The sequence below is a fragment of the Sphingopyxis sp. PET50 genome (assembly GCF_025244705.1).
GTDB lineage: Bacteria > Pseudomonadota > Alphaproteobacteria > Sphingomonadales > Sphingomonadaceae > Sphingopyxis.
Genome location: NZ_CP104207.1, coordinates 1,566,162 through 1,586,211, shown reverse-complemented (window position 1 = coordinate 1,586,211; position 20,050 = coordinate 1,566,162). Strand labels below are relative to the sequence as shown.

The 20,050-nt window shown below is 66.4% G+C and carries 17 protein-coding genes and 1 pseudogene; 7 read left to right on the top strand and 11 right to left on the bottom strand.

The annotated features are described in order from the left end of the window. Positions 1 to 3 precede the first annotated feature (3 nt). On the bottom strand, positions 4 to 939 hold the full coding sequence (locus N0A20_RS08310) for a BCCT family transporter (RefSeq protein ID WP_260583409.1): 936 nt from the start codon (positions 937 to 939) through the stop codon (positions 4 to 6). Between the two features lie 129 nt (positions 940 to 1,068). On the opposite strand from N0A20_RS08310, the gene N0A20_RS08305 reads away from it, so the two are divergent. After that, the gene (locus N0A20_RS08305) at positions 1,069 to 1,440 is read left to right on the top strand and encodes a hypothetical protein (protein ID WP_260583406.1); all 372 of its coding nucleotides are present in this window, start codon (positions 1,069 to 1,071) and stop codon (positions 1,438 to 1,440) included. 20 nt (positions 1,441 to 1,460) lie between these two features. Here the strand turns inward: N0A20_RS08305 and N0A20_RS08300 are convergent, their stop codons facing one another. Further along, the gene (locus tag N0A20_RS08300; protein ID WP_260583405.1) at positions 1,461 to 1,919 is read right to left on the bottom strand and encodes a hypothetical protein; all 459 of its coding nucleotides are present in this window, start codon (positions 1,917 to 1,919) and stop codon (positions 1,461 to 1,463) included. 236 nt (positions 1,920 to 2,155) lie between these two features. Between N0A20_RS08300 and N0A20_RS08295 the strand changes: the two genes are divergently transcribed. Then, entirely contained in the window at positions 2,156 to 2,491 is a 336-nt protein-coding gene (locus N0A20_RS08295) for a UrcA family protein (protein WP_260583404.1), read from the top strand. A 65-nt stretch (positions 2,492 to 2,556) separates the two neighbouring features. Here the strand turns inward: N0A20_RS08295 and N0A20_RS08290 are convergent, their stop codons facing one another. The 5 genes from N0A20_RS08290 to N0A20_RS08270 all read right to left on the bottom strand — a co-directional run bounded on the left by N0A20_RS08290 (position 2,557) and on the right by N0A20_RS08270 (position 9,098). After that, positions 2,557 to 3,288, bottom strand: coding sequence for a LytTR family DNA-binding domain-containing protein (locus N0A20_RS08290; RefSeq protein ID WP_260583403.1), 732 nt, complete (start codon positions 3,286 to 3,288; stop codon positions 2,557 to 2,559). Positions 3,289 to 3,292: 4 nt separating this feature from the next. Then, on the bottom strand, positions 3,293 to 4,465 hold the full coding sequence (locus N0A20_RS08285) for a sensor histidine kinase (RefSeq protein WP_260583402.1): 1,173 nt from the start codon (positions 4,463 to 4,465) through the stop codon (positions 3,293 to 3,295). 105 nt (positions 4,466 to 4,570) lie between these two features. Continuing rightward, positions 4,571 to 5,935 carry an MATE family efflux transporter gene (locus N0A20_RS08280; RefSeq protein ID WP_409574777.1) on the bottom strand — a complete coding sequence of 455 codons (1,365 nt, stop codon included), beginning with the start codon at positions 5,933 to 5,935 and terminating at the stop codon, positions 4,571 to 4,573. 95 nt (positions 5,936 to 6,030) lie between these two features. Continuing rightward, complete coding sequence (locus tag N0A20_RS08275; RefSeq protein ID WP_260583400.1) at positions 6,031 to 6,630, bottom strand: class I tRNA ligase family protein; 600 nt, start codon at positions 6,628 to 6,630, stop codon at positions 6,031 to 6,033. Continuing rightward, positions 6,534 to 9,098 (bottom strand): valine--tRNA ligase, encoded by a 2,565-nt coding sequence (locus N0A20_RS08270; RefSeq protein ID WP_260583399.1) that lies wholly within the window; start codon positions 9,096 to 9,098, stop codon positions 6,534 to 6,536. Before N0A20_RS08270 ends, N0A20_RS08275 begins: the two co-directional genes overlap by 97 nt. 133 nt (positions 9,099 to 9,231) lie before the next feature. Here N0A20_RS08270 and N0A20_RS08265 point away from each other — a divergent pair, with 133 nt between their 5' ends. Beyond that, complete coding sequence (locus tag N0A20_RS08265; RefSeq protein WP_260583393.1) at positions 9,232 to 10,437, top strand: hypothetical protein; 1,206 nt, start codon at positions 9,232 to 9,234, stop codon at positions 10,435 to 10,437. Positions 10,438 to 10,449: 12 nt separating this feature from the next. Here N0A20_RS08265 and N0A20_RS08260 read toward each other — a convergent pair whose 3' ends face one another. From N0A20_RS08260 to N0A20_RS08245, 4 genes and pseudogenes are all read right to left on the bottom strand, one after another. Further along, on the bottom strand, positions 10,450 to 12,525 hold the full coding sequence (locus tag N0A20_RS08260) for an alpha/beta hydrolase family protein (protein ID WP_260583392.1): 2,076 nt from the start codon (positions 12,523 to 12,525) through the stop codon (positions 10,450 to 10,452). A gap of 57 nt (positions 12,526 to 12,582) precedes the next feature. After that, the gene (locus N0A20_RS08255; protein ID WP_260583391.1) at positions 12,583 to 13,257 is read right to left on the bottom strand and encodes a hypothetical protein; all 675 of its coding nucleotides are present in this window, start codon (positions 13,255 to 13,257) and stop codon (positions 12,583 to 12,585) included. Beyond that, positions 13,254 to 14,517: pseudogene (locus N0A20_RS08250) on the bottom strand (amidohydrolase family protein). The gene N0A20_RS08255 and the pseudogene N0A20_RS08250 overlap by 4 nt, the downstream one beginning before the upstream one ends. Further along, positions 14,514 to 15,416 (bottom strand): neutral zinc metallopeptidase, encoded by a 903-nt coding sequence (locus N0A20_RS08245; protein WP_260583387.1) that lies wholly within the window; start codon positions 15,414 to 15,416, stop codon positions 14,514 to 14,516. The pseudogene N0A20_RS08250 and the gene N0A20_RS08245 overlap by 4 nt, the downstream one beginning before the upstream one ends. Before the next feature lie 150 nt (positions 15,417 to 15,566). On the opposite strand from N0A20_RS08245, the gene N0A20_RS08240 reads away from it, so the two are divergent. The 4 genes from N0A20_RS08240 (at position 15,567) to N0A20_RS08225 (ending at position 20,041) form a co-directional block, all read left to right on the top strand. Then, positions 15,567 to 16,724 carry a patatin-like phospholipase family protein gene (locus N0A20_RS08240; RefSeq protein ID WP_260583385.1) on the top strand — a complete coding sequence of 386 codons (1,158 nt, stop codon included), beginning with the start codon at positions 15,567 to 15,569 and terminating at the stop codon, positions 16,722 to 16,724. A 30-nt stretch (positions 16,725 to 16,754) separates the two neighbouring features. Further along, positions 16,755 to 17,540, top strand: coding sequence for a 3-hydroxybutyrate dehydrogenase (locus N0A20_RS08235; RefSeq protein ID WP_260583382.1), 786 nt, complete (start codon positions 16,755 to 16,757; stop codon positions 17,538 to 17,540). Positions 17,541 to 17,866: 326 nt separating this feature from the next. Then, complete coding sequence (locus N0A20_RS08230; RefSeq protein ID WP_260583381.1) at positions 17,867 to 18,517, top strand: DUF4893 domain-containing protein; 651 nt, start codon at positions 17,867 to 17,869, stop codon at positions 18,515 to 18,517. A 183-nt stretch (positions 18,518 to 18,700) separates the two neighbouring features. Next, a complete protein-coding gene (locus N0A20_RS08225) occupies positions 18,701 to 20,041 on the top strand; it encodes an amidohydrolase (protein ID WP_260583379.1) in 1,341 nt (446 codons plus the stop codon). The last annotated feature ends 9 nt before the right edge of the window (positions 20,042 to 20,050 follow it).

Genomic DNA, 20,050 nt, shown 5'->3' with positions numbered 1-20,050 from the left:
TGCTCAGCTCCAGTCGCCGTCGACGTCGAGGCCGAGGTTGCGCGGCATGAAGGTTGTGAAATATTCGGCCCCGCCGCGCAACGACAGGCCGACCATCTCGGCGGTCGGGCCCGCGGCCAGCGCGAAGGCGATGATCGCGAAGAATATCCAGGTGTTGAGTACCGACAGGCCGGCGATCCCCTTCTGAAGACCGGTCGCGGCCGAGATCAGGAAGCTGGCGACCATGACGATCATGATCGCCCAGCGCAGCGCGGACCCACCGTTGAAGCCGCCGAGAACCTCGACGCCGCCCGCGAGCGCGAGAATGCCCGCGCCCATTGACGCCGCCATCCCCGCCACCAGCGCATAAAGGCAGACGATGTCGATCGCCGACCCGACCTTGCCATGCGCGCGCTGGCCGAGCAGCGGCACGAACAGCGAGGACAGGCTGAACGGTTCGCGGCGGTTGTAATAGACGAGTGCGAAGGCGAGCGCGGCGACGGTGTAGATACCGTAGGGCGTCAGCGTCCAGTGCAGGAACATCGTCGACATCGCGAAGGTCGCGGCGGCCTCGCTGCCCGGTTCCAGCCCGAGCATCGGGGGCGGGGCGTTGAGGTGGAACAGGGGTTCGGCGGCGCCCCAGAATAATATGCCTGTGGCGATGGTCGTGCACAGCATGACGGCGAACCAGCGCCAGCGGCCGAGCAGCGGCTTTGCGTCGGGGCCACCGATGATTGTCTTGCCGAGCGGCGATAGCGCAACCGCGCCCAGCAGCGCGAGGAAGGCCACGCCCGCACTCGCGAACAGCGGGCCGAAATAGCGCAGGATCCAGTCGTTGAGTGCGATCTCCGCCGCGACGAAAGCCGTTCTTTGCCACAGGCTGAAGCCGACCGCGGCCGCCAGGATGACGAGCGGGACAAAAAAGACGGGGCGGTTGAGGCGGCGCGGCGTGGTTGGCAAGATGAGAGTGTCGCTTGACCGAGGACGGGAATTGCGACCATGACGAGATGGGCGCCGCGGGTCAAACCCTGCCGGAACGGCTGGGGGGCATGTGCGTTTGACGACCATATCCTCAAGAGGAGAGATTCGATGATCAGGACGATCTTTGCTGCCGTTGGCGCCCTGACGCTGTTCGCGGGCACCCAGGTCGCGGCGTTCGAGCCGCTGCCCGACGGCACAACCGCCGAAGAACGCGCCAACACCGCGCGGCTCAACGCCGAACAGCGCGCCCGGGCCGAAGCCGAGAACGCGGCTTATCAGAAGAGGCTTGCGGCCTTCGAAGCGCAAAAGGCCAGCGCCGAGAGCAAATTTATCAGCGAAACCGCGGCGTATGAGGCTGAAAAGGCCCGGATCGCGACCATGAGTGCCGAAGAGCGAATTCAGTGGGAGGCCGACGCCGCGGCTTGCAAGGCGGGCGACGTCGCGCGGTGCGCCAAACCCGAAACCCCGCCGCAGCCCTGACGGGCCGGCTGCCCCGTCTTTTATTGTCCGGGTGCGGCCGTAGCCGTTTCGGCCACAGGCGGCGGGTCGATCGCGGGTTCGGGGGTGAGCTGTACCGGCGACTGCATCACGATGGTGCGCGCGGCAGCGGGATCGTCGAACCGCCCGCCATAACGATAATCCTCGGTCGGCTCGGGCCCAGGATCGCTCTCGACCGCGCCCAGTTCGCGAAAGGCGTCGTCCATCCGGGCTTCGCGCCGCGGATTGTGCCGGATTCCCCGTCCGTAGCCGCCGCTGCAATCATAGCAGCTTTCGATCGGCACCGGCGGCGGGCCCGGGGCGCGGGGGTTGCCGGTCCTATCGGCATAGGAGGTCGGGCCGTCGCGCCGTGTCCCATCCTCGCCGACCACATAGTGGCCAAGCAACAGGCCGCCGACGGCGCCTGTCAGGGCAAAGCCGATCCACATCAGGCTTTTGGGCGGTGCCCTTTTGCCGCTCATGGCGAGCGAATGCTGCATTTCGATGGTTGTTGCATGCCATTTTCCGGACAGCCTTCGGCCATTCGTCGATACCGGAATGCGCTTGGTCTGGCAATCGACCGCTTGTTTCCGCCGGTCGAACGGCGGCGGAATCGCGCCCCGAAATCGCCTATTTCCTCAAATGCGGGATGCGGAGGCCGCGGCCTTCCCCGGTCCGGGTCTTCGTATCCCGCATCCCCCCAAGAGAGGACTCCCCCATGGCGAAACTGACCCTGATCCTGCTGGCCGCGCCGATCGCGCTGACCGGCCTTTCCATGCCTGCCGCCGCGCAGGAGAAAAAGACCGTGATCGTCCGCTACGACGATCTCAATATTTCCAGCGTCTCGGGCCGCGAGCGGCTGAACACCCGCGTCAAGATGGCGATACGCGACGTCTGCAACACGCGGCTCGCGCAGGGCCTGCGCGCTGAGCAAAAGGCGCGGCAGTGCGAAACCATCGCGATGAAGGATGCTGACGTAAAACTCGCCAGCCTGTTCAACGGCGGCGGCACGGCGCTCGCCGACCGTGGCCCGGTGATCGTTGCCGCTCCCTGACCGCGTCCCGCGGCCAATTGGCTGGCACGAAAGGCGGTCATGCCCCGGCATGGCCGCCTTTTTCGTCAGCCCTGCATGATCGCCTTGACGTCGTGGAGATAGGTGCGGCCGATGCGATGGATGCCGCCTTCGCCCAGGTCGACACTCCAGGCGCCATCGCCATGATGCTTGAGTCCTGCGATTCCGTCGCGGCGCACCATCTTCGAACGGTGGATACGCATGAACTGGTCCGGGTCCATGCGCGCCTCGAGCGATTTGATCGTCTGATGGATCAGCCAGCTGCGCGCGCCCACGTGCAGCCGCATATAGTCGCGCTCGGCCTCGATCAGGTCGACCTGACCGGCGTCGATGCGCAGCATCTCGCCGCGGTTCTGGACCCAGAATTCGGTGATCCACTTGCTCTTGGGCGAGCGTCCGAGCTCGGTCGCGCGCCATTCGCGGACGCGCGACAGAGCGCGGCCGAGCCGGTCAGGCGACACGGGTTTGAGCAGATAATCGACCGCCGCGACGTCGAAGGCGGCAACCGCATATTGATCGAAGGCGGTCACGAAGATGACAGCAGGCGGATTGTCGAGCTTGTCGACCGCAGCGGCGACGTCGAGCCCGCTCAGCCCCGGCATCGCGATATCGCAGAGCACGAGGTCGGGCGCGAGCGCCTCGACCAGCCGCAGAGCCGATGCGCCGTCGGTCGCGGTGCCGACCAGCGACACGCCCTCCTGCTGCCCGGCAAGGATCTGGAGCCGCTCGATCGCGAGCGGTTCGTCGTCGACGATCAGGGTGCGCAGCGTCTGAATCATCGCGTCAGCCCCCCTCTCGCGCGAACGGCAGCCAGAGCGACACGGCAAAGCCTCCGTCGTCCGACGGGCCCCATTCGCAGCCCGCGGTCGGGCCGTAGCGCGTCATCAGCCGCTCGCGGACATTGCCGAGGCCAAGGCCGGTGCCCGGTTCGGGAACCGGCGCATCGGGGTCGATGTCGTTTTCTATACGCAAGACCAGCAGGCCATATTCGGCGCTTGCGGTCAGGCGGATGGCGATCGTTCCCTTACTTGGCGCGACGCCGTATTTGATCGCATTCTCGATGATCGGCTGCAGGATCAGCACCGGGACGCGGGCATGTTCGAGCTCCTTGGGCATCGACACCTCGACGTGCAGCCGGTCGGGAAAACGCGTTTGCTCGATGTTGAGGTAGAGCCGCTGGAGCGCGATTTCTTCATCGAGGCTGACCAGTTGCTCGGGGTCGATGGCGAGGCTCGAACGCAGAAAGGACGACAGATTCATGATCATCGTTTCGGCCTCGGTCTTCGACCCGCGCATGACCAGCGTCGAAAGCGAATTGAGCGTGTTGAACAGGAAGTGCGGATTGACCTGGTAATGAAGCGCGCGAAGTTGCGCGGTCTGTGCTTCGAGCCGGTAATTGTTCGCGCGGCGTTCGACGGCGCGCATCTCGTTGGCATAACCGAACGCGACATAGAGCGCAGCCCACACGGCAAAGAAGAAATACCAGCGGATCGAGCTGTCGAGGATCAACACCGTCTCCCACGCCACGGGGAATTTCTCCTGCACCTCGGCGACGATCGTCTTGGCGTCGGGGCCGGGGAACCAGTAAAAGAAGACGAGGAGATTGACGCACGCATAGAGGATGACGAGCGGGATGGCGGTGCCGAGCGCGGCCGCCAGCCGCGCGCCGAAACTGCGCGGCTGGACGCGCTGGAGCAGTTGGTAGAGGAGAAAGGTGCAGAGGATTCCTGCAACCACGACGATCCCGCGACGCCCGACATAATCCCATTGATCGGATGCTCCGGTGAGCATCGCGAGCCCGGTGGTGATCAGGAAATAGAGCAGCCACATCGCGATGATCGAGCCGATGGCGACGCGCGGATTGACGCGTGCGTCGGAGGCGCGCCAGTCGGGCGCGGCGGCGAGGAATCTGGCGCGGCGGTCGCTCTGGGCCAGCTTGCGGTCGGACATGTTCATCGGCGCCCTCCTATCGCACCCCGCGCATTAGCGCGAGTCGCCCCCCGACCGCCAGTCGAAGGCGGGAGGAGGTTGGTCGAAAGCGCGTTGGTCCGGATCGGGCGCTCAACCGGCCGCCGCGGGCCGTTCCATCGCGCCGCGCCAGCCGCCGCGCCGATACACTATCCATGCCATCGCCAGCGAGGCGAGCGACGAAAGCGGGAAGCTCCACCAGAGGATATCGCTGCCGATGATCGGGTAGCCGAAATAATAGATGCCGAGCCGGATCGGGAACATCGACAGGAACAGGATGATCAGCGGCGGTACGACCGACCCGTTGGCGCGCAGCGTGCTGATCAGCACGATCGTGGTGCCGAAGGGCAGGAAGGTCCAGGTCGCGATATATTGGATTCCCCGCGCGACATCGATCGCCTCGCTCCCACTGCCGAGAAACAGGGCGAGCGCCGCGCGGTCGAAGAGGAGGAGCAGCGCGATGAGCATACCGGTCATGACGAGGTTGATCGCGATGCCGCTGTTCGTGACCCCCGTCACGCGGTCCCAGCGCTGCGCCCCGATATTCTGCGCCGCCATCGAGCTGACCGCCGCCCCGATCGCGAGCGCGGGCATCTGGATATAGTTCCAAAGCTGCAGCGTCGCGCCATAGGCGGCGGCGGTGACGAGCCCCTCGCGGTTGACGAGACCGACCATCACCAGCCCCGCGCCCGAAATGACGAGCATCTGCGCGCCCATCGGCAGGCCGCGGCCGATGATGAAACGCAGCTCCGACCATTTGGGATAAAGATAGGCGAGTTCACGGCCGCGCAGGCGCAGCACATGGTTTTTCGCATAGAACCAGCCGATCATGCCGGCGAGGCTGATCGTTCCCGCGACCGCCGTCGCCAGCGCGCTGCCCGCGATGCCGAGGCGCGGGACAGGGCCGAGGCCGAGGATCAGCACCGGGTTGAAGGCGATATCGAGAACGACCGCGAGGATCATGAAGCGCAGCGGTGTCACCGCGTCGCCCGCGCCGCGTGAGGCCATCATCAGCGTGACCGACAGCATCGAGGCGGGGACCGCGAGGAAGGTGACGCGCAAATAGTCGTGCGCGAGCGCGAAGGCCTCGGGCGGCGTTTTCAGCCAGTGCAGGATGCGGTCGGATGCGAACCATCCGACGACGGCGATGACCACCGAGAAAAGAAGCGCAAGACCGATCACACCGCCGGTCGCGCGGCGCGCGGCGTCGATATCGCCGCGTCCCATCGCCTGACCGATCAGCACCGTCGCGGCCATGCCGAAACCGAAGAAGGCGCCGAACATCAGGAACATGACGATGTTCGCATTGGCCGTCGCGGCGAGCGCGCTTTCACCGAGAAACTGGCCGACCCAGATCGAATTCACCGAGCCCGACAGCGTCTGGAGGATGTTCGACGCGAGCGTCGGCAGCGCGAAGAGGATCAGCGTTCTGGCGATCGGTCCCTGGGTCAGGTCCATGCCGCCGCCGCGCGCGGTCTGGCGCGGCGGGACCGGGCCGGCGGCGGGATCGGCCGCCGCCGCGACAGGCGTCGGCGTGACGGGATCGGTGTCGCTCACCCGAGCCGCGCGAGCGCTGCGGTCAGGCGGCTGGCTTCTGCTTCCTTGGCGGCATGGTCAGCGCGGGCCTTTTCAACCGCTTCGGGCTTGGCGCGCTCGACGAAACTCGGATTGTTGAGCCGCCCGGCGAGGCCGTCGCGTTCCTTCGTTGCGGCGGCGAGCGCCTTGGTCAGGCGGTCGCGTTCGGCGGCGATGTCGATCACGCCTTCGAGCGGAACGGTGATCGTTTCGCCCTCGACGACGAGCTGCGCCGAGGCGCCCGCAGGCGCGGGGTCGAAGCGGATCGCTTCGAGGCGTGCGAGCCGGTCGAGTTGCGCAGCCAGCTTGTCGGTGCGGCCCTTCAGCGATGCCGGGAAATGCGCGGTCAGGCGCGCGCCGGGCGGCAGGCCGAGTTCGGCCTTGGCGGTGCGAAGCTCGCTGACGAGCCGGATCAGCCAGTCGATGTCGGCGCTCGCTTCGGCATCGCGAGCGGCGGCCGGCGCGGGCCATTTCGCGGTGATCAGCGGATAGTCGGCGCGGTCGCCAAGCCCGGTCCACAGCTCTTCGGTGATGAAGGGCATGAAGGGGTGGAGCATGACGAGAATCTGGTCGAGCACCCAGCCCGCAACGGCGCGGGTTTCGGCGGCTTCGTCCCCGTCCCGCTTGCGGGAGGGGTTAGGGAGGGCAGGTCGTCCGCCATCCCCTCGTCCGAAACAGGCCCTCCCCCGACCCCTCCCGCAAGCGGGAGGGGAGAAAGAACGGGCTTGATCAGTTCCAGATACCAGTCGCAGAAGCGGTCCCACGCGAAGCTGTAGATCGCGTTCGCGGCCTCGTCGAAGCGATAGGCGGCGAAGGCGGTTTCCATCGCGGCGACGGCGTCCGCGACCTCGCCGATGATCCAGCGGTTGACCGGCAGCGTCGCGGCGGGCGCTTCGAGGCTGGTCGAGGCCGAAATGCCATTGGCTTCGCAGAAGCGCGCGGCGTTCCACAGCTTGGTCGCAAAATTGCGATAGCCCGCGAGGCGCGCGTCATCCATCTTGATGTCGCGGCCCTGGCTTTCCATCGCCGCCATGAAGAAGCGCAGCGCGTCGGCGCCATATTGGTCGATCAGGCCGAGCGGATCGACGACATTGCCCTTCGACTTCGACATCTTCGCGCCATCGGGCGCGCGGACGAGGCCGTGGAGATAGAGCGTCTTCCACGGCACGTCGCCCATGAACTCCATCCCCTGCATCGCCATGCGCGCATCCCAGAAGAACAGAATGTCGAAGCCGGAGATGAGGACGTCGTTAGGGTAGTGACGGGCCAACAGCGAACCGGGGCGCGGAATTAGCCCCTCCCCTTCAGGGGAGGGGTTGGGGTGGGGTGTGTCGTCTTGACGCGGCGCTGCATCGAGAGACCCCACCCCCGCCCCCTCCCCTGAAGGGGAGGGGTGAATCATGTCGTCGGGCCAGCCGAGCGTCGCGAAGGGCCAGAGGGCGGAGGAGAACCAAGTGTCGAGGACGTCGGGGTCGCGAAGAAGCACGATCTCATCTTTCCGCGATTGATCACCCTTTGAAAGCATCGCGAAGTTTTCAAGATTTCGGCCAGCGAAATCTCGGTACGTTGATACAATGACGTACTTTTTTCCCGGACCGTAGTATTCGACGCATCGCTCCATGAGTTCGTCGTCATCAGCGCAGACGAATATCTTATTGGTCGACACGTCGCTAACGTTCGTAGAAGTGCCGGTTCCCTCAAGTGACGGTCCATACCAAGCCGGAATCCGGTGCCCCCACCACAATTGCCGCGAGACGCACCAGGGCTGGATATTCTCCATCCAGTTGAAGAAGGTCTTTTCCCACGTCTTGGGGACGATGTTGATCCGCCCGTCGCGCACGGCCTGCATCGGCGGCTGCGCGAGCGTCTCGGCGTCGACATACCATTGGTCGGTCAGCCAGGGCTCGATCACCACGCCGCCGCGGTCGCCGAAGGGGGTCTGGATCGCACGCGGTTCGGCATCATGCTCCATGCCGTCCTTGTCGATATGCGGGATCAGGAAACCCTGTTCCTTCATCCGCTGCACGATCAGTTCGCGCGCGCCGTCGACCCCCTCGCGCTTGAAGCGGTGGAGGCCGAGATATTCGTCGGGGATCAGCCCGTCGGCGGTCTGGATGACGTTCGCGTCGCCGTCGAACATGTTGAGCATCTCGCCGGGCTTGAAGCCCGCGCGCTTGCCGACCTCGAAGTCGTTGAAATCATGCCCCGGCGTGATCTTCACCGCGCCCGAGCCCAGTTCGGGATCGGCATGTTCGTCGGCGACGACCTTGAAGCGGCGGCCGGTGATCGGCTGGAGGATGTCCTTGCCGATCACGCTCCTGTAGCGCGGATCGTCGGGATGGACCGCGACCGCCATGTCGGCGAGCATCGTTTCGGGGCGCGTCGTCGCAACCTCGATATAGTCGCGGCCATCGTCGAGGGTGACACCGTCGGCGAGCGGATATTTGAAGTGCCAGAAGCCGCCCTGCACCTCGTGCGTCTCGACCTCGAGGTCCGAAATCGCGGTCTTGAGCTTCGGGTCCCAGTTCACCAGCCTTTTGTCGCGGTAGATCAGGCCCTTTTTGTGCAAGTCGACGAACACCTTGACCACGGCCTGCGTGAAGTGCGGGTCCATGGTGAACTGCTCGCGGCTCCAGTCCATCGAGCAGCCGAGGCGGCGGAGCTGGCCGGTGATCTGGCCGCCGCTTTCGGCCTTCCACTGCCAGACCTTCTCGACGAACTCCTCGCGCGTGTAATTGGTGCGCTTGTCCTGCCGCTCTTCGAGCTGGCGTTCGACCACCATCTGCGTCGCGATGCCCGCATGATCCATGCCGACGACCCACAGCGCATCCTTACCGCGCAGCCGTTCATAACGAACGAGCACGTCCTGCAACGTGTTGTCGAGCGCATGGCCGATGTGCAGCGCACCGGTGACGTTGGGCGGCGGATTGACGATCGTGAACGGTGTCGCTTCGGGACGCGCGGGGCGAAACAGCCCGCGGCTTTCCCATTCCTGGGCCCATTTCGCCTCGATTGCGGCGGGATCGAACGTCTTTTCCATCGGCATAGCCGGGCGCCTTTGCCAGCGGGGCGAAAGGCCAGCAAGTCCTTTGTCGCCGGTGCCGCTTGCACGACCGCGCTGGATATGCTCAGTCGGGGGCATGCGGTGGTGGTGGATCGGTGCGCTGGCACCCCTTTTGATGGCAGCGGGGGCGCCGGACGGGGACGATCCGGTCAAGCGTGCCGCGCTGATCGAGGCGTCGGACGACGGCCTGGTCCTCTTTTACGCCGGACAGATCGACTTCGATGATTTCGTCGCCTTCGCCAGGCTGGTCGAAGCCCATCCCGGCGCCAAGCGGCTGGTGATCGCGTCGGAGGGCGGCGAAATCCGGGCGGCCCGGCTGATCGGCTCGATCGTGGCGCGGAAAAAGCTGATCGTGCAGGTCGATCATCTTTGCTCGTCCGCGTGCACGCTGATCCTGCTGTCGAGCCCCGAACGGTGGATCGGACCCGCGGCGAAGATCGGATTTCACAAAAGCTATGTGGTCGGCGATCCCGATGTGCCCGACGAAGAAGAGGGCGAGGTCGCCGGCGGCGCCGGCACCGGCCGCTCTGCGCGGCCGTCCGCGAGCGATGCCGATCCGTTCGGCGACGGTGGCGCGCGAAAGGTGATGACGGTGGCGCGCGTCGACCCCGCCTTCATCGACCGCGCCCTGTCCACGCCGTCGGCGGACATGTGGTATCCCGATCGCGGCGAATTGCTGCGGGCCGGCGTCGTCACCGGGCTCGCCGACGCGCCGCATCCCGATGCGCCGTCATGGGCTGTCGACCGCGAGGCCGTCGCCGCGTCGCTGACCGGGCCGCTGTGGGCCACGCTGCGCAGTGCGCGCCCGGCGCTCTGGGCGAAGAAGGTCGATGCCATATGGCTGGCGCGCAATGCGGGCATAGCGGCAGGGCAGGCCGCGCTGGCCGCGCGGTCGGAACTGTCGATCGATCTCGCCGGCGACATGGCGGCGGCGCCCGACGAACTGCTCGACCGGATTCTGACCCTGAACGGCGCCCAGGCTGCGCAGGCGCGGATCGACGGCTATCGCGTCTGCCGGCTGTCGGTGAAGGAAGACCTGACGCAATTGCCGGGCGATCCCTATCGGATGGCCGAGGAGGAGCGGCTGTACGTCGAGCTCCTTCAGCTCGACCGGTTCAGGAAGCCGATCAAACCGGGGAAGGCGATCCGGATGATCGGTGATTTCGCCGACGAGAGGTTCGATCTCGACGAGGCCGAAGACGACGGCACCGACATGGACCAGGACTGCCGTAGCGGCATGAAGGCCATCGAGGAAATCGACGCCGCCCCCGAAAAGAAGCGCGTCACGCTGTACCGCGCCCTGCTGTCGCTGGTCGAATGACCGGGTGCGCCGTCAGGGTTTCAGATAGCGGCCGATCCAGTCGAACACCGTGCCATACCATTGCACGCTGTTCGCGCCCTTCAGCACCCAGTGGTTCTCGTCGGGAAAGACCAGCAGCTGCGACGGGATGCCGCGGCGCTGGAGCGCGGTGAAGCTGGCGATGCCCTGCGTGTAGGGGATGCGGAAATCCTTTTCGCTGGTGATCACCAGCATCGGGGTCTTCCACTTGGCAACATGGTTCACCGGGTTCCATTTTTCATATTCTTGCGGAACGTCGTAATAGGGGCCGCCATGCTCCCATTCGTCGAACCATAGCTCCTCGGTTTCATAGGCCATGGCGCGCGCGTCGAAGACGCCGTCGTGCTGCACAAGGCATTTGAAGCCGTCGGGCCACTGGCAGGCGATCCAGTTGGCCATGTAACCGCCATAGGAACCGCCGAGCGCGCAGGCATTGGAAATGTCGAGCGCCGCATCCTGCTTGCCCGCCGCGGCGAGGCCCAGCTTCAGGTCTTCGAGCGGCTTGCCGCCCCAATCCTTGTTGATGCTGTCGGTGAAGGCCTGACCATAGCCGGTCGAGCCGTGGAAATCGATCGTCACCGCGGCATAGCCCGGCGCCGAAAAGAGCCGGGGGTTCCAGCGCGTCGACCAGGCGTTGCCGAAGCTCGACTGCGGGCCGCCGTGGATCAGGAAGGCGACGGGCAGCTTGCCCTCGGCTTTTGCCGGCTTGACGATCTGGCCCCAGACGGTGTCGCCATTGGCGCCGGCGAACTGCAGGCGCTTGACGTCGACCGGGTCGATCTCGGCCATTTGTGCCTTGTTGACGTCGGTCAGCCGGGTGACCTTGCCCTTGGCGTCGCGGACGAACAGGTCGGTCGGGTCGGCGATGCTGTTGCGGCTGTAGAGCAGGGCGCCGCCGGGAAGCGGGGTGACGTCGCCGATATTGCCCTCCCACTGGTCGGTCGCCGCCTTCAGCTTCTCGACCTTGCCGGTCTTGGCATCGACCTTGAACACAGGGTGGTCGAGCACGTCCTGCGCGGTGACATAGAGCGACTTGCCGTCGGGCGCCCAGGCGATCGAGGCGACCGAGCGGTCCCAGGCGTCGGTCAGCTTGCGCGTTTCGCCGGTGGCGAGGTCGCGGAGCATCAGCACCTGCCGGTCGGCCTCATAGGTCGGGCGCGCCATGGCGGCATAGGCGAGCCATTTGCCGTCGGGCGAGGGCGTGGGCAGGGTGTCGGTGGCCTCGTTCTCCGCGGTCAGATTGACCGGCATCATCCGGCTGTCGACCAGCCAGCTGTAGATGTCGAGGTTGGTCGACATGGGTTCGTTGCGGTCGGCCTTGCGCAGCGTGAAATAGACGGTGCGGCTGTCGGCGCCCCAGGCGAGTTCCTCGCCGCCGCCGAAGGGCTTGGACGGGCTGTCGCCGATCAGGCCGGCATCGACCGGGCGTTCGGTCGTCGCCTTGCCATCCACGAGATTGAAGACGAACGGACGGCTGTGGGTGCCCGGTGTCTCCCATTCATCCCAGTGGCGCACGAAGCCGACGCCGTCCTGATAGAGGCGGCCGGTGCCGGGGCCGGGCAGGGCGCCCTTGTCCTTGGCATCGCAGCCGAAGGCCGTGCATTCCTTTGCGATGTCGCCCCAGGCGAGCAATTTCGTGCCGTCGGGGGAGAGTTTGAAACCCGACACATCGGCCTTGGTGTCGGTCACCTGTATCGCCGCATGCGTGGTCATCGACTTCGGATCGACCCGCCAGACCTGGCTTTTGCCGGAAGCATTGGAGAGGAAGAAGAGCGTACCGTCCGGGTGGAAGGCGGGGGCGCTTTCATTCTTGTCGGCGGTGTCGGCGACACGCACCGGCTGTGCATCCTTTGCGTTGCGATCGACTAGCCACAGCCCGGTCGACCGCTTGTAGGTTTCGGGCGCGGTCTCGGTCATCTGATACACCACCCATCGGCCGTCGGGCGACGCGGTCGGGGCGGCCACCCGCTTGAGCGTCGCCAGGTCGACCTCGGTCATCGGCCGGGCGAGCGCGGGGGTGGAAAGGGCGGCGGCGAGCGCGATGGCGCTGGTGAGGACAAGGTTACGCATGATACCGCCTTAGCGCGGCGCGAGCATGATGCAAGCCGATGGCGGCCAGGGTTCGACCTAGGGCTGTTCCCCGCCGGCCTTGTCGCATTGCTTGGGCTGTTTCACCATTTTCCCGGCCTTGCGCCAGGCGGTGCGGAACAGACGGTCGCGCTCGGCTTTCGCGCCGAGGTCGTAGCGTGCCTGGGCGACGGGGCGGCCCGCGGTGTCGCGCAGCGACAGTGTTACCGTCGAGGCTTTTTCGAGACTTTCGTAGGGATCGCCGTCCCAATCGGCGTTCGTGAGTTCCGCCGAGGCGTAGCGAAAGGGATTTCGTCCGATTTGCTGCGCGACGCCGAAGGGCTCGAGTTCGGCCGTCCAGCTGTCGCCGTCGTCGAGCAGCACGAAGAGCGTCAGGCGGCGGAGCGCACCGACGGGACCGCCGACGCTCGACACATCCCCGATCGCGCCGGTCAGTTCGCCGATCGCGTCGGCCTCGGCATCGTCATACAGGATGCTGAGGCCCGGATTGCCAAGGTCGCGATATTGCGGCGCGCTGGCGTCGAGCATCGGGGGCGTCCAGCTGATCGAGCGCGACCATATCTCGCCGTCGCCATCGACCTGTGCGACGATATCGACATGCGCACCGCGGCCGCCTTTGGCACTGGCGGTGCAGACCCATTCGTCGCCGCCATATTGCGCCATCGCCGGCAGGGGGGCCGCGAGCAGCGTGGCGACCAGCAGCGCGCGCATCATCGCACCAGCGTGCCGCCCTTCATCACATGGTCGATCTTTTCGAGCACGGTGATGTCCGCAAGCGGATCGGCCCTTACCGCAACCATATCGGCGTAGCGGCCTGGCACGATCGCGCCTATGTCGCTACGTCCCATCTCCTCGGCGGCGCGGCCGGTGGCCGCCTGGATCGCTTGCATCGGGGTCATTCCATATTTGACCATGTTGCGGAACTGCCGCGCGTTCAGCCCGTGCGGATAAACGCCGGGCGTCGGTCGCATAGCCGATGTTGACGCCCAGTCCGACCGCGCGGCGAAAGGCGGCGCGCTGCGTGTCGGTGGTCTCGCGGTTCTTGCGCAGATATTCCTCGGGCCAGCCCTCGCGCGTGCCTTCCTCGTCGATGTAGGTGCCGTTGTAGATGTCCATCGCCAGCCAGGTTCCATGCGCCTTGGCCATTTGCAGCGCTTCCTCGTCGGCGAGGCTGGCATGCTCGATGCTGTCGACTCCGGCGCGGATCGCGTTCTTGATCCCCTCGGCGCCATGGGCGTGGGCGGTGACTTTCTTGCCGCGCGCATGGGCGACGGTCACCACCGCGCGCAGATAATCCTCGCTGAGTTCGACCGCGCCGGGTTCGGTTCCGATCGCCAGCACCGCGCCGGTCGCGATGGTCTTGATGAAATCGGCGCCATGATCGAGCAGATAGGCCGCCTTTTCGGCCGCCTGCTCGGGCGTGGCCGCGACACCGAGGCGCATGTCGGCCGGCAGTTCCTCGTTCGGAACCACGCCGTTGAGTTCGCCGCCGCCCTTGGGGATGGTGATATAGGCGCCCGCCACCCACATGCGCGGACCCGGCACATCGCCGCGCTCGATCGCATTGCGCAGCACGACGTCGGTGAGGCCGCGATAGGTGCCGACGTCGCGGACGCTGGTGAAGCCCGCCTCGAGCGTGACCCGCGCGTTGCGCGCGCCGACGAGCGCGGTTTCGGCGGGCGAGGCCTTGATCGGCGCGGCCAGGTCGGCGCTCTGCCCCAGGTCGGCGAGGTGGGTGTGGAGGTCGATCAGGCCGGGCATCACCGTATAGGCCGACCAGTCGATCACGGTCGCGCCGTCGGGCGCCTTGCCGCATGGCGCGACATCGGCGATGCGTTCGTCCTTGATGGTGACGCAATACCCGGTACGAACCTCGTCGGTGACGCCGTCGATCAGGCGCCCCGCCTGAAGGTACAGCGTCTGCGCCGACGCCGGCGACGCGACGAGCAGCGACGCCGCGAGCGCGGCGATCACATGGTGCCGAACGTGTCGCACTGGCGCGGATCTCCGGTCTGCAGGCCGCGGCGCAGCCAGGTCATGCGCTGCTCGCTGCTCCCGTGAGTGAAGCTTTCGGGAACCGGGCGCTGGCCCGCCGCGCGCATCAGCGTGTCGTCGCCGATCGCATTGGCGGCGCGCATCGCTTCCTCCATGTCGCCCGGCTCCATCACCGGCTGGCCGTCGCTCGTGCGCGCCTTTGCCGCCCAGACGCCGGCGTAGCAATCCGCCTGCAATTCCATGCGCACCTGATAGGCGTTGCCCTCGGCCTGCGAGGCGCGCTGCTGGGCGCGGCGCACCTGGTCGGAAATCCCGGTGATCGTCTGGATATGGTGGCCCACCTCGTGCGCGACGACATAGGCCTGCGCCGCGTCGCCGGCGGCGCCGAAACGGCTCGCCAATTCACTGAAAAAGGCGGTGTCGAGATAGACGCCCTGGTCGGCGGGGCAATAGAAAGGTCCCATCGCCGCCTGCGCCGTGCCGCAACCCGACGTGTTGCTGTCGGTGAAGAAGTTGAGCGTCGGGCGCCGATAGCCGCTGATCAGGCTGCCCCACACCTGGTGCGTCGATCCGAAGACGTTGCACGCGAAACGTTCGGCCTGGGTGTCGCAGGCGACATTGGCGCCGCCGCGGCTGTCGGCCTGTGGGTCCACGGTGCCGCCGCCGCCCGACAGGAGGTTCATCCCGCCGCCGAAGAAGAAAAAGGCGAGCGCGCCAAGCAACAGAAGCGTTCCGCAGCCCATCTTGCGCCCGAGCAGCATCGGCAGCAACCCGATGAGCAGGCCGCCCATGCCGCCGCCCCCGCCGCCGCCAAAACCCCCGCCGCCGCGACCGAGGTCGCGGATATCGTCGCCGGGATCATAATCGTCGAGGCGCATTCGGGGTCTCCAGCGCAAGTTTATCGTCCGGATCGGTTGTGGCAGCAGCGTGTCGCAATTGGAAGGGGCTTCGCATCGTCCGCCTTGCAATACGCCCTGTTGCGGTGCACCAATCGGCGCCGCCCCCGACCGAAGGATGACCCCGAGTCCATGCCGCGCCGCGCCGTCCAAGCCGCCTTGCCGTTGCCCGACCTCGTCGTGCTCGTGCTGCAGGGCGGGGGCGCGCTCGGTGCGTATCAGGCGGGGGTCTACGAAGCCCTGATCGACCTCGGCATCGAACTGGATTGGGTTGCGGGGATTTCGATCGGCGCGGTCAATGCGGCGATCATCGCAGGCAACCGGCGCGGCGAGGCGGTAGGCAGGCTCCGCGAATTCTGGGACGGCGTGTCGTCCGCGCTGCCTTCGCTGCCGACGCCCGACAACGACTGGGCACGCGAGTGGAACCATCTTGCCGCGGCGGGGCAGGTGATGGCGTTCGGGGTGCCGGGTTTCTTCAAGCCGCGCTGGCCGCCGCCGGGGCTCGCCGGGCGGCGGGCGCCGGGAGCGGTGAGCTTCTACGACACGGCGCCGCTGGTCGCGACGCTCGACCGGCTGGTCGACTGGGACCGGCTGAACGACGGCAAGGTACGGCTGTCGGTCGGGGCGGTCGCGGTCGAGACCGGGAATTTCCGTTATTTCGACACGCAAAGCGAGCGGATCGACGCGCGGCATATTCTTGCTTCCGGGGCATTGCCGCCGGGGCTGCCGCCGATCGAGATCGACGGCACCTGGTATTGGGACGGGGGGCTCGTGTCGAACACGCCGCTTGAGCATGTCGTCGAGGCGGCGCACGAGGACATGCTGGTGTTCCAGGTCGACCTGTTCCCCGCGCGCGGCGAGCGTCCGCACGATCTGGAGCAGGCCTGGTCGCGCGAGAAGGATATCCGCTATTCGAGCCGGACGCGGCGGATTTCGGACGGGCTGGTGCGGCGGCGGAAGGAGCATCGGCTGATCGACCGGATGTTGGCGAAGTTGCCGCCGGACGTGAGCGAGCTGCCCGAGGTCAAGGCGGTGCGGAAGATGGTCGATTGCAAGGCGCTGAACGTCGTGCAGCTGGTACATAACCCCTTGAAATGGCAGACCGGTGCCCGCGATTTCGAATTCTCGCGCGCGACGATGGAGGCCAATTGGGCGCAGGGCCGCGCGGCGGTCGAGGCGGCGATGAAGGACGGCCATCTGCTCGCGGAAAGTATCGCCGAGGGGCGCTCGAACAGCTTCGCGGTGCAGGCGGGCGGCCTGGAACCGAAGCAAGTCCCTGAAAACGGATGATTATCTCCCCCAAGATGTGAAGGACAACTTATGCACCTGAAAGGCAAGACCGCCCTCGTCACCGGCTCGACATCGGGCATCGGACTGGGCATCGCCAAGGCGTTCGCGGCGGCGGGCGCGAATATCATCATCAACGGCTTCGGCGAGGCCGCGGCGATCGAGGCCGAGCGCACCGCGCTGGAAGTGCTGAACGGCGGCAAGGCGGCCTATGACGGCGCCGACCTGACCAGGCCCGAAGCGATCGAGGAGATGTTCGCGCGCGCCGACAAGGATTTCGGCGGGGTCGATATCCTCGTCAACAACGCCGGCATGCAGTTCGTCTCGCCGGTCGAGGACTTTCCGGTCGAGAAATGGGACATGATCATCGCGCTGAACCTGACCGCGGCGTTCCACACCATCCGCCACGCGGTGCCGGGGATGCGCAAGAAGAAATGGGGGCGGATCATCGGCACCGCGTCGGCGCATTCGCTCGTCGCCTCGCCGTTCAAATCGGCCTATGTCACCGCGAAACACGGCCTCGCCGGGCTGACCAAGACCGTCGCGCTGGAGGTCGCCGACGCCGGCATCACGGTGAACTGCATCAGCCCCGGCTATGTCTGGACGCCGCTGGTCGAGAACCAGATTCCCGACACGATGAAGGCGCGCCACATGACGCGCGAGCAGGTGATCAACGACGTGCTGCTCGCGGGGCAGCCGACGAAGCAGTTCGTGACGATCGACCAGGTCGCGGCGCTCGCGGCCTTCCTGACGCGCGACGAGGCGGCGAATATCACGGGGGCGAATCTGAGCGTCGATGGCGGGTGGACGGCGGGGTAGGCGTGAACCCCGATGACTGATTTCGGGCGTGAGGGGCCATAAAGCCCCTCCCCTTCAGGGGAGGGGTTGGGGTGGGGTCCATCGGCCTTGCGCAAGGCCGATGGACCCCACCCGCTGCGACTAACGAACAAGTTCGTAAGTCTCGCTGCCCTCCCCTGAAGGGGAGGGCGTGACTTCACTTGAATGTCTTATATCTACCCCAAAGCCCCGTCCTGCGGATCGCCCGTCGCAGCACCATCGTGACCCCTCTGCAGACAAGGGAGAGGCGCCTTGAGCATTTTCCTCCATCCACCTAAGGTTAACAGCGAACCGGACAGGAGAGACGGATGAAGCGGGGTCGTATTGCGATGATTGCCGGGGTGCTGACGACGCCCCTGTTGATGGCGTGCCAGACGGTGCCGTCGATGCCGCCGTCGGCGGCCGATCCGCCCGTGGCCGAAGCGGGCGGCTGGCGCGCGACCGCGACCGACGCGGACAAGGGGCGCATCCGGAGCTGGTATTCGAGCTGGGAAGCCGCGCTGGCCGATGCACGTGCCAAGGGCTTCGGTCCGCAGGTCGCGCGCGAGGGCGCGCTGCTGCAGCCGACCGCGGCGCTGCCCAATCCGCATTTGCCCGCGGGCGACTATCGCTGCCGCACGGTCAAGCTCGGGGCGCAGGGCGGCGGCACATTGGGGTTCATCGCCTATGGCTGGTTCCGCTGCCGCGTCGCGGCCGAGCAGGGGATTGCGAGCCTGGTCAAGATTTCGGGGTCGCAGCGGCCGGTGGGGCTGATCTTTCCCGACAATCTGACGCGGCAGGTCTTTCTCGGCACGCTCGAGCTCGGCGACGAGAAATTGCCGGTCAATTACGGCAGCGACCGGATGCGCGACATGGCGGGGCTGGTCGAGCGGATCGGCGACAATCGCTGGCGGCTGGTGCTGCCCGCGCCGGCCTATGAATCCTTGCTGGACGTCATCGAACTGGTGCCGGAAAGATAGAGCGGCATGTTTCCTGGCCCTCGCCCTCATCCGTTCGTGCTGAGCTTGTCGAAGCACCGTTCTTCTTTTTGGTGTTGCAAAGGAAGAACGGCCCTTCGACAAGCTCAGGGCGAACGGTTTCGGGATGGTGACGCAGATTGCCGGATCGACGTTTCGGGTCGGATCGTAAAACAGGGGAACAAGATGCGGATTTTGTTGACGGGCGTAGCGGCGCTTGCGCTTTCGGCCCTTGGCGCGGCACCGGCGGCGGCGCAGGCCGGCGACAGCGTGATCGGCGCCGAGATCCGGAAGGACATGCCGTCGCTGATGGCGATCTATCGCGACCTCCACGCCAACCCCGAACTGAGCTTCATGGAGGTGCGCTCGGCGGGCATCCTCGCTGCCGAGGCGCGCAAGCTGGGCTTCAAGGTCACCGAAAAGGTCGGCGGCACGGGCATCGTCGCGGTGATGGAGAACGGCCCCGGCCCGGTGGTGCTGCTGCGCGCCGACATGGACGGGCTGCCGGTGGTCGAACAGACGGGCCTGCCCGGCGCGTCGAAGGTGCGCGTGACGACGGCGGAAGGCGTCGAGACCGGCGTGATGCACGCGTGCGGGCACGACACGCATATGACCGCCTGGATCGGTGTCGCGCGGCGCATGGCGGCGAACAAGGCGAAATGGTCCGGGACCCTGGTGATGATCGGCCAGCCCGCCGAGGAGCGCGGCGCGGGCGCGCGGATGATGCTGGAGGACGGGCTGTATACGCGCTTTCCCAAGCCGCAATATGCGCTGGCGTTCCACGATGCGGCGCAGTTTCCGGCGGGGCAGATCGGTTATACGCCGGGCTATGCGCTCGCCAATGTCGACAGCGTCGATATCACAGTGAAGGGGGTCGGCGGCCACGGCGCCTATCCGCAGACGACCAAGGATCCGGTCGTACTCGCGAGCCGCATCGTCGGCGCGCTCCAGACATTGGTGTCGCGCGAGATCAGCCCGCTCGACAGCGCGGTGGTGACCGTCGGCAGCTTTCACGCCGGCGCCAAGCACAATATCATTTCGGACGAGGCGAAGCTGCAACTGACGGTGCGCAGCTATTCGGACGAGGTACGCAACCATTTGCTCGACGGGATCGCGCGCATCGCGAAGGGCGAGGCGATCGCGGCGGGCATCCCCGAGGACCGGATGCCGGTGGTGAACGTGCAGAAGGACGAATATACCCCCGCGACCTACAACACGCCCGAGTTCACCGAGGAAATGGCAGCGTTTTTGAAGACGCAGTTCGGCGAGGCGCGGGTGACGCAGATGCCGCCGGTGATGGGCGGCGAGGATTTCGGCCGCTTCTCGCGCGATGCGAACAAGGATGTGAAGAGCCTGATCATCTGGGTCGGCGGCGTACCCCACGCGGAGTATGAAGCGGCGAAGAAGGAAGGGCGGACGTTGCCGAGCCTCCACTCGCCCTTCTGGGCGCCCGAGGCGAGCACGGTGATCGAGACCGCGACCGAGGCGCTGACGGGGATGGCGATGAAGTTGATGGGGAAGGGGTAGGGCGGCCGC

Excerpts from the sequence above, each read along its gene's own strand:
- N0A20_RS08305 (WP_260583406.1), top strand. The coding sequence starts at position 1,069 with ATGATCAGGACGATCTTTGCTGCCGTTGGCGCCCTGACGCTGTTCGCG.
- N0A20_RS08300 (WP_260583405.1), bottom strand. The coding sequence starts at position 1,919 with ATGAGCGGCAAAAGGGCACCGCCCAAAAGCCTGATGTGGATCGGCTTT.
- N0A20_RS08295 (WP_260583404.1), top strand. The coding sequence starts at position 2,156 with ATGGCGAAACTGACCCTGATCCTGCTGGCCGCGCCGATCGCGCTGACC.
- N0A20_RS08290 (WP_260583403.1), bottom strand. The coding sequence starts at position 3,288 with ATGATTCAGACGCTGCGCACCCTGATCGTCGACGACGAACCGCTCGCG.
- N0A20_RS08285 (WP_260583402.1), bottom strand. The coding sequence starts at position 4,465 with ATGAACATGTCCGACCGCAAGCTGGCCCAGAGCGACCGCCGCGCCAGA.
- N0A20_RS08280 (WP_409574777.1), bottom strand. The coding sequence starts at position 5,935 with ATGGACCTGACCCAGGGACCGATCGCCAGAACGCTGATCCTCTTCGCG.
- N0A20_RS08270 (WP_260583399.1), bottom strand. The coding sequence starts at position 9,098 with ATGCCGATGGAAAAGACGTTCGATCCCGCCGCAATCGAGGCGAAATGG.
- N0A20_RS08265 (WP_260583393.1), top strand. The coding sequence starts at position 9,232 with ATGGCAGCGGGGGCGCCGGACGGGGACGATCCGGTCAAGCGTGCCGCG.
- N0A20_RS08260 (WP_260583392.1), bottom strand. The coding sequence starts at position 12,525 with ATGCGTAACCTTGTCCTCACCAGCGCCATCGCGCTCGCCGCCGCCCTT.
- N0A20_RS08255 (WP_260583391.1), bottom strand. The coding sequence starts at position 13,257 with ATGATGCGCGCGCTGCTGGTCGCCACGCTGCTCGCGGCCCCCCTGCCG.
- N0A20_RS08245 (WP_260583387.1), bottom strand. The coding sequence starts at position 15,416 with ATGCGCCTCGACGATTATGATCCCGGCGACGATATCCGCGACCTCGGT.
- N0A20_RS08240 (WP_260583385.1), top strand. The coding sequence starts at position 15,567 with ATGCCGCGCCGCGCCGTCCAAGCCGCCTTGCCGTTGCCCGACCTCGTC.
- N0A20_RS08235 (WP_260583382.1), top strand. The coding sequence starts at position 16,755 with ATGCACCTGAAAGGCAAGACCGCCCTCGTCACCGGCTCGACATCGGGC.
- N0A20_RS08230 (WP_260583381.1), top strand. The coding sequence starts at position 17,867 with ATGAAGCGGGGTCGTATTGCGATGATTGCCGGGGTGCTGACGACGCCC.
- N0A20_RS08225 (WP_260583379.1), top strand. The coding sequence starts at position 18,701 with ATGCGGATTTTGTTGACGGGCGTAGCGGCGCTTGCGCTTTCGGCCCTT.